The 18,849-nt window shown below is 62.3% G+C and carries 18 protein-coding genes; 9 read left to right on the top strand and 9 right to left on the bottom strand.

What is annotated here, in order from left to right:
* The first annotated feature begins 55 nt into the window (after positions 1 to 55).
* Positions 56 to 829 (top strand): ferredoxin--NADP reductase, encoded by a 774-nt coding sequence (locus ACE3OA_RS06440; RefSeq protein WP_374309083.1) that lies wholly within the window; start codon positions 56 to 58, stop codon positions 827 to 829.
* Positions 830 to 843: 14 nt separating this feature from the next.
* On the opposite strand, the gene ACE3OA_RS06435 is transcribed toward ACE3OA_RS06440, so the two are convergent.
* Positions 844 to 2,226: a hypothetical protein gene (locus tag ACE3OA_RS06435; protein WP_374309081.1), complete on the bottom strand. Its 1,383-nt coding sequence runs from the start codon at positions 2,224 to 2,226 to the stop codon at positions 844 to 846.
* 100 nt (positions 2,227 to 2,326) lie between these two features.
* Positions 2,327 to 3,232 (bottom strand): phenylalanine 4-monooxygenase, encoded by a 906-nt coding sequence (phhA, locus tag ACE3OA_RS06430; RefSeq protein WP_374309079.1) that lies wholly within the window; start codon positions 3,230 to 3,232, stop codon positions 2,327 to 2,329.
* A gap of 131 nt (positions 3,233 to 3,363) precedes the next feature.
* On the opposite strand from phhA, the gene ACE3OA_RS06425 reads away from it, so the two are divergent.
* Positions 3,364 to 3,834, top strand: coding sequence for an Lrp/AsnC family transcriptional regulator (locus tag ACE3OA_RS06425; RefSeq protein ID WP_374309077.1), 471 nt, complete (start codon positions 3,364 to 3,366; stop codon positions 3,832 to 3,834).
* Here the strand turns inward: ACE3OA_RS06425 and ACE3OA_RS06420 are convergent.
* The gene (locus ACE3OA_RS06420) at positions 3,820 to 4,293 is read right to left on the bottom strand and encodes a hypothetical protein (protein WP_374309075.1); all 474 of its coding nucleotides are present in this window, start codon (positions 4,291 to 4,293) and stop codon (positions 3,820 to 3,822) included. The genes ACE3OA_RS06425 and ACE3OA_RS06420 overlap by 15 nt on opposite strands.
* A 1-nt stretch (position 4,294) precedes the next feature.
* On the bottom strand, positions 4,295 to 4,990 hold the full coding sequence (locus tag ACE3OA_RS06415; RefSeq protein ID WP_374309073.1) for a gamma-glutamylcyclotransferase: 696 nt from the start codon (positions 4,988 to 4,990) through the stop codon (positions 4,295 to 4,297).
* Positions 4,991 to 5,080: 90 nt separating this feature from the next.
* Here ACE3OA_RS06415 and bmt point away from each other — a divergent pair, with 90 nt between their 5' ends.
* From bmt to ACE3OA_RS06385, 6 genes are all read left to right on the top strand, one after another.
* Positions 5,081 to 6,127 carry a betaine--homocysteine S-methyltransferase gene (gene bmt, locus ACE3OA_RS06410; protein ID WP_374309071.1) on the top strand — a complete coding sequence of 349 codons (1,047 nt, stop codon included), beginning with the start codon at positions 5,081 to 5,083 and terminating at the stop codon, positions 6,125 to 6,127.
* Between the two features lie 70 nt (positions 6,128 to 6,197).
* Positions 6,198 to 7,961, top strand: coding sequence for an arginine--tRNA ligase (gene argS / locus ACE3OA_RS06405; protein ID WP_374309069.1), 1,764 nt, complete (start codon positions 6,198 to 6,200; stop codon positions 7,959 to 7,961).
* Positions 7,961 to 8,500: a GNAT family N-acetyltransferase gene (locus ACE3OA_RS06400; protein ID WP_374309067.1), complete on the top strand. Its 540-nt coding sequence runs from the start codon at positions 7,961 to 7,963 to the stop codon at positions 8,498 to 8,500. Before argS ends, ACE3OA_RS06400 begins: the two co-directional genes overlap by 1 nt.
* An 824-nt stretch (positions 8,501 to 9,324) precedes the next feature.
* The gene (locus ACE3OA_RS06395; RefSeq protein WP_374309065.1) at positions 9,325 to 9,903 is read left to right on the top strand and encodes a GNAT family N-acetyltransferase; all 579 of its coding nucleotides are present in this window, start codon (positions 9,325 to 9,327) and stop codon (positions 9,901 to 9,903) included.
* A 112-nt stretch (positions 9,904 to 10,015) separates the two neighbouring features.
* Complete coding sequence (locus ACE3OA_RS06390) at positions 10,016 to 10,645, top strand: transcriptional regulator (protein ID WP_374309063.1); 630 nt, start codon at positions 10,016 to 10,018, stop codon at positions 10,643 to 10,645.
* Positions 10,646 to 10,657: 12 nt separating this feature from the next.
* Positions 10,658 to 11,791: an aminotransferase class I/II-fold pyridoxal phosphate-dependent enzyme gene (locus tag ACE3OA_RS06385; RefSeq protein WP_374309061.1), complete on the top strand. Its 1,134-nt coding sequence runs from the start codon at positions 10,658 to 10,660 to the stop codon at positions 11,789 to 11,791.
* A 158-nt stretch (positions 11,792 to 11,949) separates the two neighbouring features.
* Here ACE3OA_RS06385 and ACE3OA_RS06380 read toward each other — a convergent pair whose 3' ends face one another.
* The 3 genes from ACE3OA_RS06380 to aspS all read right to left on the bottom strand — a co-directional run bounded on the left by ACE3OA_RS06380 (position 11,950) and on the right by aspS (position 15,527).
* Complete coding sequence (locus ACE3OA_RS06380; RefSeq protein WP_374309059.1) at positions 11,950 to 12,549, bottom strand: nucleoside triphosphate hydrolase; 600 nt, start codon at positions 12,547 to 12,549, stop codon at positions 11,950 to 11,952.
* 38 nt (positions 12,550 to 12,587) lie between these two features.
* Positions 12,588 to 13,625 (bottom strand): agmatine/peptidylarginine deiminase, encoded by a 1,038-nt coding sequence (locus ACE3OA_RS06375; protein ID WP_374309057.1) that lies wholly within the window; start codon positions 13,623 to 13,625, stop codon positions 12,588 to 12,590.
* Positions 13,626 to 13,745: 120 nt separating this feature from the next.
* Positions 13,746 to 15,527 carry an aspartate--tRNA ligase gene (gene aspS / locus ACE3OA_RS06370; RefSeq protein WP_374309055.1) on the bottom strand — a complete coding sequence of 594 codons (1,782 nt, stop codon included), beginning with the start codon at positions 15,525 to 15,527 and terminating at the stop codon, positions 13,746 to 13,748.
* A 177-nt stretch (positions 15,528 to 15,704) separates the two neighbouring features.
* Between aspS and rnd the strand changes: the two genes are divergently transcribed.
* On the top strand, positions 15,705 to 16,883 hold the full coding sequence (gene rnd / locus ACE3OA_RS06365) for a ribonuclease D (protein ID WP_374309053.1): 1,179 nt from the start codon (positions 15,705 to 15,707) through the stop codon (positions 16,881 to 16,883).
* On the opposite strand, the gene ACE3OA_RS06360 is transcribed toward rnd, so the two are convergent.
* Entirely contained in the window at positions 16,880 to 17,593 is a 714-nt protein-coding gene (locus tag ACE3OA_RS06360) for an HAD family hydrolase (protein ID WP_374309051.1), read from the bottom strand. The two genes, rnd and ACE3OA_RS06360, sit on opposite strands and share 4 nt — an antisense overlap.
* A gap of 4 nt (positions 17,594 to 17,597) precedes the next feature.
* On the bottom strand, positions 17,598 to 18,839 hold the full coding sequence (gene choV, locus ACE3OA_RS06355) for a choline ABC transporter ATP-binding protein (protein ID WP_374309049.1): 1,242 nt from the start codon (positions 18,837 to 18,839) through the stop codon (positions 17,598 to 17,600).
* Positions 18,840 to 18,849 lie beyond the last annotated feature (10 nt).

Here is an 18,849-nt window from a genome sequence, read left to right as displayed (position 1 = left end):
GCAAAACGGGCTTCCCCAGGCGGCCGCCCGACAGTTTTGGTGAAGAGAAGAGATCATGAGCAACCTGCTGCAGGCGGAAGTGACCGACGTCCACCACTGGACCGATCGCCTGTTCACCTTCAAGACCACCCGCGACCCCGCCTTCCGCTTCGCCAGCGGCCAGTTCACGATGATCGGCCTCGAAGTGAACGGCAAGCCGCTGCTGCGCGCCTATTCGATCGCAAGTGCTGCTTACGAGGACATGCTGGAATTCCTCAGCATCAAGGTGCCGGACGGGCCCCTCACCTCGCGCCTTCAGCATCTCAAAACCGGCGACAAGATCCTGGTCGGCCGCAAGGCCACCGGCACGCTGCTGCCGACCAATCTGCTGCCCGGCAAGCATCTCTATCTGCTCGGCACCGGCACAGGCCTCGCCCCCTTCCTCAGCCTGGTCAAGGACCCCGAAGTCTATGACCACTACGAGAAGATCGTCCTGGTCCATGGCGTGCGCCACATCAACGAGCTCGCCTATGCCGACTTCCTCGAAAAAGAACTGCCGGCGCATGAACTGATCGGCGATCTGGTGCGCGAGAAGATGATCTATTACCCGACCGTGACGCGCGAGCCGTTCAAGCATAACGGCCGCATCACGCATATCATCGAGAATGGCAAGCTGTTCTCGGATATCGGCCTGCCGCCGCTCAACGCGGCAGAGGACCGCATCATGCTGTGCGGCTCGCCCGCCATGCTGGCAGATCTCCGCCCGCTCTTTGAAGCGCGCGGCTTCTCCGAAGGCAGCGTCGCCCAGCCCGGCCACTATGTGATCGAAAAGGCCTTCGCCGAGCAGTAAGAACCGGTAAGAGATTAGTTTAACGCTTTTTCATCCTTCAGCGCTTCCTTCTGACGGATCAATTCGATCTGAGCCTTGATGGCTTCTGCCTCGGCCTTTGTCAGGCCTCCCTCGTCAGTGGCTTGCTTGATCTTGAGTGTCAGCAATTCCGCCGGGATAGAGGCAATCGTCTTCAGAATCTCGACCGGCAGGGTGACGGCCTGCAACACTTCGCTAGGCTTGTCGACCTCCAGGCCCGTCAGGACACCATCGGTCACGGCCATGTCGATACGTTTCTTCACCATAAACCCGCGACCGGTATCGGCGACAAACGTCTTCAATGGGTGCTGCGCCATAACGGTAACGGGTTCAGTATCGATAGCGACATCCGGAATGAGGCACGTCTCATTGCTTGGCGGCGCTGCGTCTTTCTGGATGCCTTCAATTAGTTCCTCCACCAGCCTTGCCGCTTCGGTATTCTTCTCGTCTTGCGCTTTCTTCAACTGCTCCTTTGCCCGAGCCAGTCGCACGTCATTCGCTTCTTGAACACGAAGGCCATTGGTGTTGAAAGCGAAAGACAACGTTACCGGGTCGGAGATACGAAAGAGAATACCTGCGTCCTTTACAGAGGACTCTGGAGCACCTTCTGAGACTTCATAGTCCTTAACCTGCTTGTCCGTGGTTTCGCTTATCCTATCCACGACAAAAGTAGCAGAGCGGCTTGATATAGCTCCGACCTTTGCGATGCTTGTATGCATGGCAGCCAGCAGCTTTTGCGCCTCGCTGTTCAGTTCCGACGCGCCGTCACCTTTCATTAGCTGTCCAGAAACACTCAGGTACTTGGTAATTGTGAATTTCTGCGCCAACTCATGACAGCGCAGCCGATTGTCCTCGACCTCGGACGCAGTGAGACCCTTGATGCCCAGTGGCATGCCTGAGCCGAATTGTACAACCGCCTTCGCTGCTTCCTTCACCAATTCGGCCAGCTTCTTCGCAATCTCCCCACTCTCGTCCTTCGAGGTAAGCTTGACGGATTGGAGAAGACCATTCGCACCGATGGTAAATTTGAACTCATCGCTCGAGACTGCTTCCGGCAGATATTCCAGCAGATAGCGCGCGGACGGATCCGGCAGCTGTTTAGTCTGTCCGATAGAGACTGAGACGACATAGTCCTGAAACTTCGGGTCCTGCTTCTCCTTGTCGCTCGCAGTCGCGATCGGTACGAAGTCTCCGCTGATCGTCACCGGCAGGACCGTCTTCGGCAGGAAATATGGGATGCCGCGCAGAGCGTCCTTCTTCGTTGGCGATTCCTTCAAATAAGGGTCCGAGAGAATTGCAGTCTGAGCCATGGGTGCTTGGCATGCCCCGGCCAGCAACGGAATGATAAGTGAGACAACCACCTTCGATGCCTTTGGCATGCCATCCCCCGTTGGTCTTTGTTGCAACCTCTGCGGTCACCTCTCTATTAGAAAGCCGCTTGCCGCGCGTATGCAATTTAAAAATGTGAGAATTTGCAAATTAACAATGATTAACTGCACCGGCAATATTGACGATTGTGTCACCGACGCGGATCGCCCGCACCGGGATGGCTGGCGTTGCCAGCAATTGGCGATAGAGCGGCGCGAAATCGCGCGACATCGCGGCGAAAAGCTCGTCATAGCTATCCAGCACAAAATAAGTTTCCTGGAAGGCATCGATCCGGAAATCCGTGCCCATGACGCGGGCCAGATCGAACTTGAGGCGCTGCGGCTTGGGCGAGGCGACGCTGAATTCCGTCTCGGTCGCCGAGGAGAGCATGCCGGCGCCATAGGCCTTGATGGCGCCATTTTCTTGGATCAGGCCGAACTCGACCATGTACCAGAAGAGCCGCGCCAGAATCTTGGTGGCGCCCATCGCCATCGCTTCGTCGCCCTTGCGGCCATATTCCTGCAGATAATCGGCAAAGATCGGCTGCGTCAGCAGCGGGACGTGGCCGAAGAAATCATGGAAGACGTCGGGCTCGACCAGATAGTCGATCTCATCTTCTTCACGGATCCAGACCGTCACCGGAAAGCGGCGGTGAGCCAGGTGACGGAAGAACGCATCGTCGGGAATGAGACCCGGCACCGCCACGATCTCCCAGCCAGTCAGTTGGCGCAGCCGCTTGCTTGCTTCTTCAAAATCGGGAATCCGATCGGCCGACATGTCGAGGTTCTTCATGCCGCTTAAAAATGCGCTCGCCGCAAAGCGCTTGGCGACTTCACTCTGGCGACGGAACAGCCGCCGCCAGAGATCATGTTCTGCCGCTGTGTACGCGCCCAAATCCTGAGCCATGCTGAAATCGGCAGCGCAGGTCGAATAATCGCCGCGCAGCTTTTCCTGCGTCGCCAGCCAATCCTGGGCCGAAGCAGGCTGCACCGTGGGCGGGGACTGAAGATCAAGCATGGCACGCTCCGACAAAATCCGATGCTCGATTGTGCGCTCTCTTCTCTGGTGTTTTTCGCCAAAGATCGCGCAAGATATTTACTTTTTGACGTAATTCCCTACCATCAGTCGATCTTGTGGAGATTTTCACTATGTCTGAGCTTGACACTATCGACCGCAAAATCCTGCGCATCCTGCAGCGCGAGGGCCGTATCGCCACCACGGACCTCGCGGAACAGGTTGGCCTCTCGCCCACGCCCTGCGCCCGGCGGCTGAAGCGGCTGGAGGATGACGGCTATATCCGCGGCTATCACGCCGTGCTCGATCCGAAGAAGGTCGGCTGCGGCCTGCAGGCCTTCATCAACATCCGCCTCGGCGATCATGCCGAAAAAACGGTCGCTGCCTTCCAGGCCGCCTTGCTGCGCCGGCCGGAAGTGGTTGCGGTTTACGCCATCACCGGCAATAGCGATTACCTCATTCACGTCATGGCCGCCGACCTCGATGCCCTGAGCGAATTCACCACCCGCACCCTGCTGCGCATGCCCGGCATCCGCGAGACGCAATCAAGCATCGTACTCTCGGTACTGAAGGCCGAGACGGCCGTGCCGCTAAACGCTGCCTGAGAAGCGGTCGCCAAGATAAACGTCGCACGCGGCATCGTCACGGGCCGAGCGCAGATAGCGCTTCCATGCCTGCTGCTCATGCCAGACGGCGCCCATCTCCCAGACGCAGAAGGTGCCGCGATGCATGCCCTCGAAGGTAAAGAGCGCGAAATCGGGATGCGCATCGCTCTTCTTCGCGTAGACGGATTCCCAGAGCTCGTTATTGCCGCGCCAGGAACTCACCAGCAGGAAATAGAATTCGCGCCCGCAACGATGGAGTATGACGAAGCCGAGATCGTCACCGAGATCGAGCGGCGCACAGCTCAGAAAGCGCTGCGCCAATTGATGAACGTCGCTGGGCACTGGTTCTTCAGCGGGCGCCAAATCGTACCATTTGAGGCGCGCCTTGCCGTGGCGGATCGTTCCGCGCGGTGTCACCAGCTTGTCGCAATGGCGATAATCGTCGTCGACGCCGTGCATGTCACTTCTCCTTGGCGGCCGCACATTTCGCCCGCACCAGCCGGTCGAGGCTGGCGAGGCCGCGGTCGTTGATGCCGAGGCCCAGCAGGTGTTCATGCGTGGTGTGGAGGTATTCCGCATTGCTGCCGACCGGCCCGCAGGCTCCGGCGATCATCTCCGCCGCATAGTCGAGCGAATGGGGTTTCAGATAGCGTTCGTTGGCGCGGTTGGCGACGAAGGTGATGCCGCGCAAGGGGCCGGCTGGTGACTTCAGATTGACCCAGCGCGGCCGGTAGCCGCCCGTCACCATTTCCCGCCGCCACAGGCCTTTGAGGTCATTCGCGAGGGTCGCCTCGTCGAGACGGAAGGCCATGCCGCGGCAGAGGCCCCCGCGATCGAGCGCCAGCATCAGGCCGGGGCATTCCTCCGTGCCGCGGAAGCGGCGCATGACCAGACAGAAGCGCCGGTGATAGCCGGTCAAGGTCGCAAGGCGGCTCTCGACCGATTGGAAGGCCGGCCGCCACAGCAGCGAGCCGTAGCCGAAAATCCAGATCGGCCCGTCCTGCTCGGCCAGGATAGCGTCCAGCGAAGCCTGGCGTTCTTCGTCGGTCAGCCAGCCGGGGGCGGGTGTATCCGGCCATTCTTGAGCGGGATCTGTGGCATTTTGCTCGGTCGACATCGGCTTCAGTTTAACCAATCTCTCGGCTTGAACCAGCATCCGGAAAGCCTTAGGTTGCACGTTATATAACAATCTCGTTATATGAAGAACAGGGCGCGAACACTGGCGCCGCAATTGGGACTTTGCCTGATGACCAACCGCTTCCTGCGCCTGCTGGCTGAAAAGCCGTTCCTGATGGCCGATGGTGCCACGGGCACCAATCTGTTTCAGGTGGGCCTTCAGGCCGGCGATGCGCCGGAGATGTGGAACTTCGAGCATGTCGACCGCATCGAAGCGCTGCATGAGGGTTTCGTCCGCGCCGGCGCCGACATCATCCTGACCAACAGCTTCGGCGGGACCAGATACCGCCTGAAACTCCACGGCGCGCAGGACCGCGTGACCGAGATCAACCGGCGCGCCGCCGAAATCGCCCGCCGCGTGGCCGACCGCAGCGGTCGCGATGTCGTCGTCGCGGGCTCCATGGGCCCGACCGGCGAGCTGCTGGAACCGCTGGGTTCGCTGACCGAGGCCGAAGCCATCGCCGCCTTCCGCGAGCAGGCCCTGGCGCTCAAGGCCGGCGGCGCCGACGTGCTGTGGATCGAGACCATGTCGGCCAAGGAGGAAGTGGCCGCGGCTGTGAAAGGCGCTGCGGCAGCGGATCTGCCGATCGTCACGACCATGAGCTTCGACACCAATGGCCGCACCATGATGGGCCTCAGCCCCGCCGATTTCGTCGAATTCGTCCATACGCTGGACCCCAAGCCGGTCGCCTATGGCGCCAATTGCGGCGTCGGCGCCTCGGACCTCACGGCCACCATCGTGCAGCTGTCGGCAGCGGCGCATCCGGGCGACATCATCATCGCCAAGGGCAATGCCGGCATCCCGTTCTTCGAGGGCGGCAAGATCAAGTATAACGGCACCCCGGATTTGATGGCCGATTACAGCCGCCTGGCCCGGGATTCCGGCGCCCGCATCGTCGGCGGCTGCTGCGGCACCTCGGCGGAACATCTCGCTCATATGCGCGGCGCCCTCAATTCCTATACCCCGGGTGAGAAGCCCAGTGTCGAGACCATCGTCGCCCGGCTGGGGCCGGTGACGGCCGGCGCCACCGCCCAGCTTGCCGGCGAGGACCCCGTCCAGGCGACCAAGCGGGCGCGACGCCGTGACCGCACATCGGCTGGCGACGTAGCGTTCTAATCCCGGTATAACCCTCCGATCGCCCGCCGCCCCACAGGCGCGCGGGCCCTTTTACGTTGGAATTTTTTCGATGACTTCTTTCACCACCCAGCTCAGCGACATTGCCGGTGCCGTGTTCAAGGAACAGGGGCTCGACCCGACCTTCGGCCAGGTGATCGTTTCCGGCCGGCCCGATTTGGGCCAGTTCCAGTGCAACGGCGCGCTGGCTGCCGCCAAGGCCGCCAAGTCGAACCCGCGCGCCATCGCCGAAAAGGTCGCCGAGGCATTGAAGGCCAATCCGGCCTTCCGTGATGTGTCGCTGGCAGGTCCCGGCTTCATCAATCTCAGCGTCACGGACGCGTATTTCGCCGCGGCGATGAACCGCGTCGCCGCAGACCCGCGCCTTGGCCAGCCGGTGAAAGCGAAACCCGAAGTCGTCGTGCTCGATTACGGCGGACCGAATATTGCCAAGCCCATGCATGTCGGCCATCTGCGCGCCGCCATCATCGGCGATTCCATCCGCCGCATCTTCAAGTTCGTCGGCGACGAGACCATCGGCGACGTGCATATGGGCGATTGGGGCCTGCAGATGGGCATGCTGATTTCGGAACTCGAAATCCGCCGCCCCGACCTCCCCTATTTCGACGCCAAATTCACTGGCCCCTATCCGCAGGAAAGCCCGGTCACACTGGCCGAGCTCGAGGAGATGTATCCGAAGGCGTCGGGCGATTGCAAAGCGGACCCGGCGCGGCTTGAACGGGCACGCCTGGCGACGGCCGAGCTGCAGGACGGCCGCCCCGGCTACCGCGCCGTCTGGCAGCACTTCTTCGACATCTCCGTCGCCGCGATGAAGCGCGACTATGGCAATCTCGGCGTCCATTTCGATCTGTGGAAGGGCGAAGCCTGTGTCAACGACCTCATCCCGCCGATGGTCGCGGAGATGCGGGAAAAGGGTATTGCCATCGAGGACAAGGGCGCCCTCATCGTTCCTGTGAAGGAAGAGACCGACAAGCAGGACATTCCGCCGCTGATCCTGATCAAGTCGGATGGCGCCGCGATGTATGCAACGACCGATCTTGCGACCATCGTCGACCGCGTCAATTGCCAGAACCCGGACCGCTCGATCTATGTGGTCGACCATCGCCAGGGCCTGCATTTCCTGCAGGTGTTCCGCGCCGCGATCAAGGCCGGCATCAACGGCAAGGGCAAGCTGTTTCATCTTGGCTACGGCACCATGAACGGTGTCGACGGCAAGCCATTCAAGACGCGTGCCGGCGGCGTCATGCGCCTCGACGACCTCATCCAGATGATGTCGGACGAAGCGATGAAGAAGCTCACGGAACACGGCCTCGGCAGCGACTATACCGAAGCCGAGCGGACGGACATCGCCAAGAAGGTCGGCGTCGCGGCGCTGAAATTCGCCGATCTCAGCAACAACCCGATCGCCAATTATGTCTTCGATCTCGACCGCTTCTCGCGCTTCGAAGGCAAGACGGGGCCCTATCTTCTCTACGCCGCCGTGCGGGTAAAATCGCTGCTGAAGAAGGCCGAAGCGCAAGGCGACAAGCCGGGCGCAATCCTGCTGCCGGAACCGGGCGAGCGCGACCTCATGCTGATGCTGGGGCAGATGCCGGATGCGGTGGATTCGGCCTATGCCGAACTGGCACCCAACCGCATCGCCGACTTCGCCTTCAACCTGGCGCAGACCTTCAGCTCCTATTACAGCGCCTTTCATATCCTCTCCGAACAGGATGTGGCGCGCCGCCGCTCACGCCTTGCCTTGGCCGAACTGGTGCTGAAGGAACTCGAGCTCTGCCTGGAGCTTCTGGGCATCGCGACGCCGGAGCGGATGTAATGTCCGCAACTCTCACCACGGAGCGCCTTGTGTTGCGCCCGTGGCGGGAGACGGACAAGGTACCCTTCGCGGCACTCAACAACGATCCGCGCGTCTATGCGACACTTGCCGGCCCGATGAGCCGCGATGACAGCGATGCGTTTGCCGATCGCATCGCTGCGCATATTGCCGAGCATCGCTGGGGTCTTTGGGCCGTCGAGGTTCCGGGTGTCGCTGACTTCATCGGCTTTACCGGTCTGTCGCGCCCGCGCTTCGAGGCGCATTTCACCCCTTGCGTCGAGATCGGCTGGCGCCTCGCTTTCGATCATTGGGGCAGGGGCTTTGCCACCGAGGCGGCACGCGCCGTGCTCGATTTCGGTTTCGGCACACTGAAGCTCCCGGAGATCGTGTCCTTCACCACGGTCGGCAATAAGCGATCCCGCGCTGTAATGGCGCGGCTTGGCTTCACCCATGATGCGCGCGACGATTTCGAGCACCCGATGCTGGCGGTCGATCATCCATTGCGGCGTCACGTTCTCTATCGGAAGCGCTGGGCGTAGGAAGGTCGGCTCGCAACTTGTTGCATCATGTGGGCGAGAACTATCGCGAGCAGCCCCCCACCCCCGCCGACGCATGTCGGCATTCGCCGACGGGGCCTCCCCCCTGAAGGTGGGAGGGCTTTAGGTTGAGGCTGGTCGATCAACCTCGCTTTAAACTCCTCCCACCTTCAGGGGGGAGGTTGGGTGGGGGGCCGATTTGAAAACTCTCACCAACCTCACCTCTCCCATCCCCATCGGGAATCGCTCGGGCAGCAAGCGGCCGTTTCGTCTCGGCCGCGACGTGGGGGGCTTCCTGCCGTCCCAGGAGGGGAACCCGGTCACCGCGTCGGGTCCAGCGGGGGCTAACGTATCCATCTGCAGCCCGAGGGGAGCGTCCTGTGACCCGGGACTCGCGGGGGATCGCTCATCCAACCGATCCGGGAGGCCGGTTGCAGCCACCGGCCCAGGCTGCCCCCGGTGGAAGGGAGGCGATATGGTCGGCCTGCGCCCCGAAACCGAGGCTTGCGCCGAAGACAACCGAGCGATTCCGGATGGGCACCGGAGGTAACATGTGCACCAGCATGCTAGCACCAAATTCCTAGATGTTTGTCAAGAACAAATAGGAAACTTATTTGAGAGAAATCGGCGATATGGCTTGGCGAGAGCCGTCACTTGGCGCTCCCCCCCCTCCCGGCCTCCCCTCTGAAGGTGGGAGGGGAGGAGAGTGAGGGTGTTGGGACGAGTGCGGTCGAGAGCCCTCCCACCTTTAGGGGGGAGGCCCGTCGTCGAATGCCGACATGCGTCGGCGGGGGTGGGGGGCTGGGAGCCGAGGCGCGTTTCGCCCGTTGCGGACCTTCGGCACCTGCCTCTATCGTCGGCGAATGCGGGCTCCAGAGGCTTTTGAAACTGAGCGTTTGCGTCTCCGGCCGATCCAACGATCGGATGCCGACAGCATTTTCCAATACGCCGGCGAGGCGGCACCGACGCACTTCATGACGTTTCGGCGCCATCGGGATATTGCCGACAGCCTGGCATTCGCGCAGCGGTGTGAAGATTGCTGGACGTCCGGCGCGGCCTTTCCCTGGGCCGTTACCGAGAAAACGTCCGGGCTTTTCCTAGGTACGCTGGAATTGCGGCTGTCACCACCCAAGGCCGATTTTGGCTACATCTTCGCGGAACAGTTCTGGGGAAACGGCTTCGCCACCGAAGCCGCGTCCGCCGTCGTCGCCTGGGCTATAGCGCAGCCCTTGATCCTGCGCATCTGGGCGACATGCCATCCCACCAACGCCGCGTCGGCTGCGGTCCTCCGGAAGGCCGGGCTCAGCTATGAAACGACCTTGGCGAATTGGGAAGCGCGCCCTCAACTGAATGAAGCCGCTGGGCCAAGCGACTGCTACGCGCTGACGAGGGCTGCGACGGGATAGTCGCCTTTCCATCCCGGACAATCGACATCTCCAACTTCGGGCGCCGTCGACGGCCTAAGTGGCCAGCGAGTCCAATTTGACATTTCGTCTAATTTAGACTATCTATCTCCACATGAGCCCCAAACTTGCAACTTCACCGGGCGCCCTCGCCCTGCACTTTCCGACGGCTGCCGCCATTGCAGCACTCCTGGCGCCACAGGCGGAAGTTGTTGTGCATGATCTTCGCACCGAGCGGGTGGCCGGAATTTGGAATGCGTTTTCGAAACGCAAGGTCGGCGATCCGTCGCATCTGGGGGACGATCCGGAACTCATTGGCGAGAAGGACGTCTATGGGCCTTACGAGAAAGCGGCCCCCGATGGCGGGCGCCTCAAATCGGTGAGTGCCATTCTGAAGGATGAGGCTGGCCGTCGCATCGGCCTACTCTGCATCAATTTCGATCTCGCCGTCTTCGACAACGCGATTGCCCTGCTCAGCGCTTTCACGCAGGCGGAGCAGCCGCGGCCCGAAGCGATCTTCGCCCAGGATTGGCGGGAACAGATCAATCTGGGCATCCGCGCCTTCCTGCAGGAGCGGCAACTGACCCTGAAGGCGCTCGACCGCGATGACCGCGTGGCGCTGGTGGGTGCCTTGGATGCCCGCAACTTTTTTGCCACGCGCAACGCCGCGCTGCATGTCGCCGAAGCTCTCGGCGTATCGCGCGCCACCATCTACAACCTGCTCGGCGATGCCCGCAGCATTTGAGGGAATGAGACCATGAGCATGCTGCCCGATTTCCGCCTCGAAACCTATCTCGGCAAATGGGAGTTCGCCTGCCGCTATCACATGACGGCGTCGGACATGCAGACTTTGAGCCTCAAGGAGCTGCTTGCCCTCGCCTCGCCCGAGGACCGTGCCACTTTCGAGGAACTGCCGCTGCATTACATCGAGCCCGCCGGCACCCCTGCCCTTCGTGCCGCCGTGGCGGCGACATATCAGGGCGTGCAGCCGGAAGACATCCTGGCCTTTGCCGGCGCCGAGGAAGGCATCTTCTGCGCCATGCATGCGCTGCTCGAGGCGCAAGATCATGCCATCGTCGTGACGCCCAATTACCAGTCGAGCGAGGAACTGCCCAAGGCGCTATGTGCCACGACCGGCGTCGCGCTCGATGCCGACAACAATTGGTCGCTGGACCTCGACAAGGTGAAGGCGGCGATCCGGCCCAATACCAAGCTGATCGCCGTCAACTTTCCGCACAACCCGACCGGCAAGGTGATCGACCGCGCGACCTTCGACGGTCTCGTTGCCCTGTGTCGCCAGCATGGCATCTGGCTCTTCTCCGACGAGGTCTATCGCGGCCTCGAACGGTCGCCCCAGCTCCGCCTCCCCTCGGCCGTCGAGGCGTATGAAAAGGGCCTGACACTCGGCGTCATGTCGAAGGCCTATGGCTTGCCGGGGCTGCGCGTGGGCTGGATCGCGGCGAAGGATCATGCCCTGCTCTACAAGATGGAACGGGTGAAGCATTACCTTTCCATCTGCAATGCCGGTCCCAGCGAGCATCTGGCGGTCATCGCGTTGAAGGCATCCGAGAAGATCATCGGCCGCAACCGCGATCTCATCGACCGCAACCTCGTGGCGGTCGACGCGTTCTTCGCCGAGTTCCCGGATCTCTTCGATTGGCGGCACCCGGATGGCGGCTGCATCGCATTCCCACGCTATCTGGGGAAGGACGGCGTCGAGACTTTCTGCCGCCGTCTGGTCGAAGAGGCCGGCATCGTGCTGTTGCCGGCCAGCCTCTACAACTCCGACCTCACACCAACGCCCGGCGATCGCTTCCGCATCGGCTTTGGGCGCACTCATGTGCCGGAAGGATTGGCGGCGATGCGGGCGTTCCTACGCGGCAACACCTGACCCTTAGGGTGTTTCAGGGTTTGGCGGAAATACCCCTCACCCCGCCCCTCTCCCCGCTACCGCGGGGCGAGGGAGTTTCGAGCGAGCCTTGCAACTAGCCCCTCGCCCCTCTGGGGAGAGGGGTTGGGGTGAGGGGTATGATGTGATTCTGCTTCCTCTTATGAGCTCAGCCTGTAGTCAGCGGCTCCGCTTTCAGCCATTACCAGCTCTGCGTTGGGGATATCGTTGCTACGCGCCTTCGCTTCGGCGGCGTCCGGTGCGAAGCCGTGATCGAGCCAGCGTTGGATCAGCCGGCGTTCGAGTTCCACGAGCGGTACAGAGAGGAACACGGTGAGATCGAAGAGAGGCTTCAGCGCCGCCCAGGGTTCCTGCTTCAGCAGCAGGTAATTGCCCTCGACCAGCAGGATGCGTTGGGTCGGTGTGACGATGCGCGCACCCGCGCGCGCCAGTTCCAGCGTGCGGTCGAAGACCGGCAGCGCCACGTCCGGCTCGTTCGCGCGCAATCTCAAGAGCAGATGATGGAAGCCGGCTGCATCGAAGGTATGCGGTGCCCCTTTGCGCGGCAGAGCGCCGCGCGCCTTGAGGATCGCATCGTCGAAATGATAGCCGTCCATCGGCACCACGGCCGCCGGGGAGCCTTCGAGATCGCGATTGAGACGATCGCAAAGTGTCTCGGCCAGCGTGCTCTTGCCCGCACCGGGTGGCCCGGCGATGCCCACCATGAAACGCCGGGCCGAGGCCGCCTTTTCCGTGATCAAGGCAGCGAGTGCGACCTTGTCGATGTCGCGCGTCTCGGTCAGAGCGGCTTCGCGATATTGCCGGCCGGCTGCGGCAGGCAGATGGAATGAATGCCGCCACCGCCGAAGGCCAGCTCGACCGCCGGCAATTGCACGATCTCGCGCTTCGGGTAAATGCGGGTGGCGATGTCATAGGCCCGCTTGTCGGCGGGTCCGTCCTCGAAGGCCGGCAGGATGACGGCGCCGTTCGGCAGATAGAAGTTCACATAGGACATGGCCAACCTGCGCCCTTCGGCGTCGAAACGGGGCCTCGGCTGTTCGACCTCGATAATCTCCAATTCGCGCCCGCTGGCGTCGCGCGTCTGGCGCAGGCGCTGCAGGTTGTCGGCGCAGACCTTGAAATTGGGATCGGCCGGATCGCTGCAGGAGGTGGCGAGGATGACGCCCGGCCGCACGAAGCGGGCTAGGTTTTCGACCTGGCCGCCACGCATGTCGTCCTGTAGCCCCTCGCCCAGCCAGATGATGTGGCGCACGCCCAGCATCTGGATGAGCTGTTCCTCGACCTGTTCCTTGGTCAGATTCGGATTTCTGTTCGGATTGAGCAGCACGGCCTCGCTCGCCAGCAAGGTGCTTTCGCCGTCGCTGTTGACGGCGCCGCCCTCAAGGATCAGCGCGCCGATATAGCGACGCATCTGGATCTGCGTGAGGAGTGCCTCGGCGACCGCGGCGTCGCGCTCGAAATCCTCGAAGCGGTGGCCCCAGGCGTTCCAGCCCCAGCTGACGCCGGCAACCTCGCCGCCGCCGCTGACAACGAAACTGGGCCCCATGTCGCGGATCCAGCAATCGTCATGGGCGAGCGAAATCTGGCTGACGCCGGAGCCGGTCACCAGCGAGACCTCGGCGACATTCTTGGGCTTGGCGATCATCGACACGGGTTCGAACTCGGCCACGGTATTGGCGAGTTCGGCGACGGTGTCGCGCGCGGCATCGAGATGCTCGCCCCAGCTTTCTGCGCGGGTCGGCCACGCCATCCAGCAACGGGCATGCGGTGCCCACTCGGCCGGAACGGTGAAGCCGTCATCGAAGGGTAAGGACATCCGCTCCCCTGGATATTGGTCCGATCACCGGCGCCCGCCAGCGTTTGACTTGCTGGCCCTTTTCCCACCGGTTTGGATCCGGCGGGGCCTCCGCAGCGCGGGATTTCGCGGGATACTGACTTACTTTTTCGTCAAAGGCAAATCGAGGCGAATGCTCAATTCCTTCAACCGCGCCGGCGGCACTTCGGTCGGCGCCTGCATGAGCAGATCCTCCGCCCGCTGGTTGAGCGGAAAAGCAATGACTTCACGGATATTCTTCTCTTCCGCCAGCAGCATGACAATGCGGTCGATGCCCGGGGCCGAGCCGCCGTGCGGCGGTGCGCCGTATTTGAAGGCATTCAGCATGCCGCCGAACTTCTCCTCGACGACCGAGGCCGGATAGCCGGCGATCTCGAACGCCTTGTACATGATTTCGGCGCGATGGTTCCGGATGGCGCCCGACGACAATTCGATGCCGTTGCAGACGATGTCGTACTGGAACGCATTGATCGTCAGCGGGTCCTTGTTGAGCAGCGCGTCGAGGCCGCCCTGCGGCATCGAGAACGGGTTGTGGCTGAACTCGATCTGATTGGTGTCTTCGTTGAGCTCATACATCGGGAAATCGACGATCCAGCAGAACTCGAACTTCTTCGGATCGATAAGGCCCAGCTCCTCGCCAAGACGCGTGCGGACGGCGCCGGCAAATTTGGCGGCGGCGAGTTTCTTGTCGCAGGAGAAGAAGACGGCATCGCCGTCCTTCAAGCCGGCCTGTTCCTTCAACTGCGCCAGGCGCGCCTCGTCGAGATTCTTGGCGATCGGACCCTTGGGGCCGGCCGCCTCGAAGATCACGTAGCCGAGACCCGCGGCACCGCCGGCCTTGGCCCAATCATTGAGCTTGTCGAAGAACGAGCGCGGCTTCGTGGCGGCACCGGGCGCCGGAATGGCGCGCACGACCGAGCCCGCCTCCACTGCCTTGGCAAAGATGCCGAAGCCGGAGCCACGGAAGACTTCGGTGACGTCGGTGATGCGGATCGGGTTCCTGAGATCCGGCTTGTCGGAGCCGTAGCGCAGCATCGATTCCTCATAGGGAATCTGCGGGAACGGCATCGGCGACACCACGCGGTCTTCGGCAAACTCTTCGAACACGCCATGGAGCACCGGCTCGATCGCCTGGAACACGTCTTCCTGGGTCACGAAGGACATCTCGAAATCGAGCTGGTAGAACTCGCCGGGGCTGCGGTCGGCGCGGCTGTCCTCGTCACGGAAGCAGGGGGCGATCTGGAAATAGCGGTCGAAGCCCGCCACCATGAGGAGCTGCTTGAACTGTTGCGGCGCCTGGGGCAGCGCGTAGAACTTGCCCGGATGCAGACGCGACGGCACCAGGAAGTCGCGGGCACCTTCCGGCGAGGACGAGGTCAGGATCGGCGTCTGGAACTCGGTGAAGCCTTGCGCGATCATGCGGCGGCGGAGGCTGGCGATGACATTGGCGCGCAGCAGGATGTTGCGATGCACCTTGTCGCGGCGCAGATCCAGGAAGCGGTGCTTCAGACGGATTTCCTCGCCGTAATCCTCTTCGCTGTTGACCTGCAGCGGCAACACCTCGGCGGTGCCCTGCACAGCATAGTCCTGGATGACGACTTCGATCTCGCCCGTGGGCATGCGCGGGTTGACCGTGTCGCCGGTACGGGCGACGACCTTGCCGGTCACCGTGACGACGCTCTCAAGGCGGGTCTGCTCGACCAGCTTGAAGATCGGGTTCGAGATGTCGAGCACGCATTGCGTCAGGCCGTAATGGTCCCGGAGATCGATGAACACCAGATTCCCGTGGTCGCGCTTGCGATGAATCCAGCCGGACAGGCGGACGGTCTCGCCCGTGTCTTTGGCACGCAATTGGCCGCAGGTATGGGAACGATAGGCATGCATCTTGGGAAGTCCTTGAAAACAGGCGGATTTTGCACGGAAACGGTGTTGGAATTCGGGGGCAAAAGACGCGGAAAGCGGCGGATTGTCAAGGGTTTCGGCAGTGGTCCATTTCAGCGGTCCCGCAATGCAAACGAGGCCCTTCCCTTGACTCGGCAGGTGTCGGTATAGCTTAACCTGATGAACATGGTCGCAGCAAAACAACAGCCCACGGTAATCGCCGACACCGCCACTTTGGCCGCTTTTTGCCAGCGGTTGTCGTCGGCGCCGTTTGTCACCATCGATACCGAATTCCTCCGGGACAAGACCTATTGGCCGGTCCTGTGTCTGGTGCAGTTGGCTGGCCCCGACGAGGCGGCCGCCATCGATGCCCTCGCTGAGGGCATTGATTTAGCACCGCTTTTTGAACTTCTTGCCAATCAGAGCGTGATCAAGGTGTTCCACGCCGCGAGGCAGGACGTGGAAATCTTCGTCCGCATGACCGGGAAGGTGCCCACCCCATTGGTCGACACCCAGGTCATTGCCATGGTCTGCGGATTCGGCGATGCGGCGAGCTATGAGACCCTGGCCACGAAGCTGGCCGGCGCCCGGATCGACAAATCCTCCCGCTTCACCGACTGGTCGCACCGGCCGCTGACCGAAAAGCAGCTGGCCTACGCCCTCTCGGACGTGACCTATCTCCGGACCGTCTACGAAAAGCTCCACGCCAAGGTGGAGAAGTCCGGCCGCGGGCATTGGGTCGCCGACGAAATGGCGATCCTCACCGACCCCAACACCTATCGGGCCAATCCGGAAAACGCCTGGATGCGCCTGAAGACCCGCAGCGACAAGCCGCGCTTCCTGGCGCTCCTCAAGGAGATCGCCGCCTGGCGCGAGCGCGAGGCGCAGGCCCGCGACCTGCCGCGCAACCGGCTGGTCAAGGACGAGACGCTGCTGGAGATCGCCGCCCACCCGCCCAAGGATGTCGGCGCCCTCTCCCGCTGCCGCGGCCTCTCGCGCAGCTTTGCCGAGGGCAAGCTCGGCGACGGGGTTCTGGCTGCCGTAAAACGCGGACTGGAATTGCCCGAAGCCGACGCACCCAAGCTCGACGCAAGGCAGGACATCCCCCCGGGACTGGGGCCGATCATCGAACTGCTGCGCGTGCTGCTGAAGTTCCATTGCGACGAATATGAAGTCGCCCAGAAGCTCATCGCCAATTCCGGCGATCTCGAAGCCCTGGCCGCCAACGATCACGCCGACATCCAGGCCCTCAAAGGCTGGCGCCGCGAGATCTTCGGCGAGGAAGCCTTGAAGCTGAAGCACGGCAAGCTGGCGCTGACCACGGCCGGCAAGAAGGTCAAGGTCATCACGCTCGATTAGAGCGCGCTCTCCAACTCGGCGATGCTGTCGATCACGACATGGGCGCCATGATCCATCAGATGCTCGCGGTGGCTGACGCCGGTCAGCACACCGATCGCCTTGCCGGCACCGCCGGCACGCGCCATGGCCATGTCATGCGGGCTGTCACCGACCACGGCGATCATCCCCGGCCGCAGGTTCACGTGACGCGCGAAGGCTTCCACCATGCCACCGCCCGGCTTCAACCCGTGGCCGGTATCGAAGCCGCAGATGAAATCGAGCGAGCCATGGACGCCAAAACGCGCCATGGAGGCCCGCGCCGATTCCTCGCTGTCCATCGTCGCCACGCCCAGCGACAGGCCCTTGACCCTGAGCCGCGTAAAGAGCACGTCGAGATCCGTCACCGGCGTCGCCGCCGTCGCCTGGCGCTTGAGGAACAGCTGATGCACTTCCTCATAGACCGCGTCGTGGTCGGTGCGGCCGGCGAGGTTCGCCCAGAGATCGGAAATCTCACGATTGCTGCCGGAGGCGATAGGTGAACCGGGGACGTACCTGCCCGTCTCCGGATCCTTGCCGCTTTCCTTGAGAATGTGCCGCGCCTTGGCCGGATCGCCACGGGCGACCAGCAGCGCCGCCTCCTCGGTGACCGGCCCCCAGGTCTTGTAGAAATCGAACAACGTCCCGTCCTTGTCGAACAGGATTGCGTGAATGGTCTCGGAAATCTGGGGCACGGGATCAGACCGCCACTTTGTCGGGGCCGGAGGTATTCACCTTGGCGTACTCCGTCTGCCGCAGCATGCCGCGATAGATTTCGTGTTCGCCGACCACGCCCAGAAGCGCGCCATCGTCGCCGAGCAGGATCATCGGCCGCTTGGTCTGCTGGCGCACCGTCACGGCCGCGCGCATCGGCGTGCGGTCGAGCCCGGTCACCATGACATTGCTCTCGGCGATCGCCGCCAGATCAAGCTCGCTCGAATAGGTGACGAATTCGCCCGGGCGCCCGTTGACCATCAGGTTGAAGGGCTTGCCGACTTCGTCGAGCTGGCAGCGGCAGCGCCCGGCGCGGTCGAGCTGGATGAAGCTGGAACCCGGTTCACGCACCAGATCGCTGGCCGGTCGCATCAGTGTGCCGCCCTTCAGCACGGTGAGCGGATTCATCGAGGCCACGAACTGGCGGACATAGTCATTGATGGGGTTGAGGATGATCTCCTCGGGCACGGCAAACTGGACCACCTTGCCGGCTTCCATGATGGCGATGCGCGTGCCGATCTTCAGTGCCTCGTCGAGGTCGTGGCTGACGAAGATGATGGTCTTCTTCAGTTTGCGCTGCAATTCAATGAGCTCGTCCTGCAGATGCTCGCGAATAAGCGGATCGAGCGCCGAGAACGGTTCGTCCATCAAGAGGATGTCGGCTTCCGTCGCAAACGACCGCGCGAGACCCACGCGCTGCTGCATGCCGCCCGACAGTTCATGCGGAAACTTGTCAGCAAACTTGTCGAGCCGCACCAGGGCGATCTTCTCGTTGACGATGCGCGTTTGCTCAGCCTTTGCCATGCCACGGATATCGAGACCGAAGCCAATATTCTCGGCCACCGTCAGCCAGGGCATCAGACCAAACTGCTGAAAGACCATTGAGATGCTGTTGCGCCGGACCTGGCGCAACGCGGTTTCGGAGCAGGTCGCAATGTCGACGTCGCCATGTTCCGTCGAAACGATCACATGGCCCCGCGTCACCTTGTTCAGGCCGTTCACACAGCGCAGCAGCGAAGATTTTCCAGACCCGGAAAGCCCCATGAGCACGAGGATTTCGCCCTTGTTCACAAACAACGAGGCATCGTGCACGGCAACGAGTGAATCCGATTTGTCGAGGATGCTGTCGCGCCCCTCGCCCTGATCGAGCAGAGCCAAGGCAGCCTCGGGCTTCTGGCCGAAGATGACGTCGACATTCTCGAAGCGGACCGCGTTAAGCTTATCCATGGCCCGCCCC

Origin of the sequence: Dongia sp., assembly GCF_041906375.1 — a bacterium.
Lineage (GTDB): Bacteria > Pseudomonadota > Alphaproteobacteria > Dongiales > Dongiaceae > Dongia.
Note: the sequence above shows the minus strand (reverse complement) of the source record. Positions and strands in the feature narration are given on the sequence as shown.

What these genes read in the sequence shown, in the direction of transcription:
- ACE3OA_RS06440 (WP_374309083.1), top strand. Translation starts at nt 56, where the DNA reads ATGAGCAACCTGCTGCAGGCGGAAGTGACCGACGTCCACCACTGGACC.
- ACE3OA_RS06435 (WP_374309081.1), bottom strand. Translation starts at nt 2,226, where the DNA reads ATGCCAAAGGCATCGAAGGTGGTTGTCTCACTTATCATTCCGTTGCTG.
- phhA (WP_374309079.1), bottom strand. Translation starts at nt 3,232, where the DNA reads ATGCTTGATCTTCAGTCCCCGCCCACGGTGCAGCCTGCTTCGGCCCAG.
- ACE3OA_RS06425 (WP_374309077.1), top strand. Translation starts at nt 3,364, where the DNA reads ATGTCTGAGCTTGACACTATCGACCGCAAAATCCTGCGCATCCTGCAG.
- ACE3OA_RS06420 (WP_374309075.1), bottom strand. Translation starts at nt 4,293, where the DNA reads ATGCACGGCGTCGACGACGATTATCGCCATTGCGACAAGCTGGTGACA.
- ACE3OA_RS06415 (WP_374309073.1), bottom strand. Translation starts at nt 4,990, where the DNA reads ATGCTGGTTCAAGCCGAGAGATTGGTTAAACTGAAGCCGATGTCGACC.
- bmt (WP_374309071.1), top strand. Translation starts at nt 5,081, where the DNA reads ATGACCAACCGCTTCCTGCGCCTGCTGGCTGAAAAGCCGTTCCTGATG.
- argS (WP_374309069.1), top strand. Translation starts at nt 6,198, where the DNA reads ATGACTTCTTTCACCACCCAGCTCAGCGACATTGCCGGTGCCGTGTTC.
- ACE3OA_RS06400 (WP_374309067.1), top strand. Translation starts at nt 7,961, where the DNA reads ATGTCCGCAACTCTCACCACGGAGCGCCTTGTGTTGCGCCCGTGGCGG.
- ACE3OA_RS06390 (WP_374309063.1), top strand. Translation starts at nt 10,016, where the DNA reads ATGAGCCCCAAACTTGCAACTTCACCGGGCGCCCTCGCCCTGCACTTT.
- ACE3OA_RS06385 (WP_374309061.1), top strand. Translation starts at nt 10,658, where the DNA reads ATGAGCATGCTGCCCGATTTCCGCCTCGAAACCTATCTCGGCAAATGG.
- ACE3OA_RS06375 (WP_374309057.1), bottom strand. Translation starts at nt 13,625, where the DNA reads ATGTCCTTACCCTTCGATGACGGCTTCACCGTTCCGGCCGAGTGGGCA.
- aspS (WP_374309055.1), bottom strand. Translation starts at nt 15,527, where the DNA reads ATGCATGCCTATCGTTCCCATACCTGCGGCCAATTGCGTGCCAAAGAC.
- rnd (WP_374309053.1), top strand. Translation starts at nt 15,705, where the DNA reads ATGAACATGGTCGCAGCAAAACAACAGCCCACGGTAATCGCCGACACC.
- choV (WP_374309049.1), bottom strand. Translation starts at nt 18,839, where the DNA reads ATGGATAAGCTTAACGCGGTCCGCTTCGAGAATGTCGACGTCATCTTC.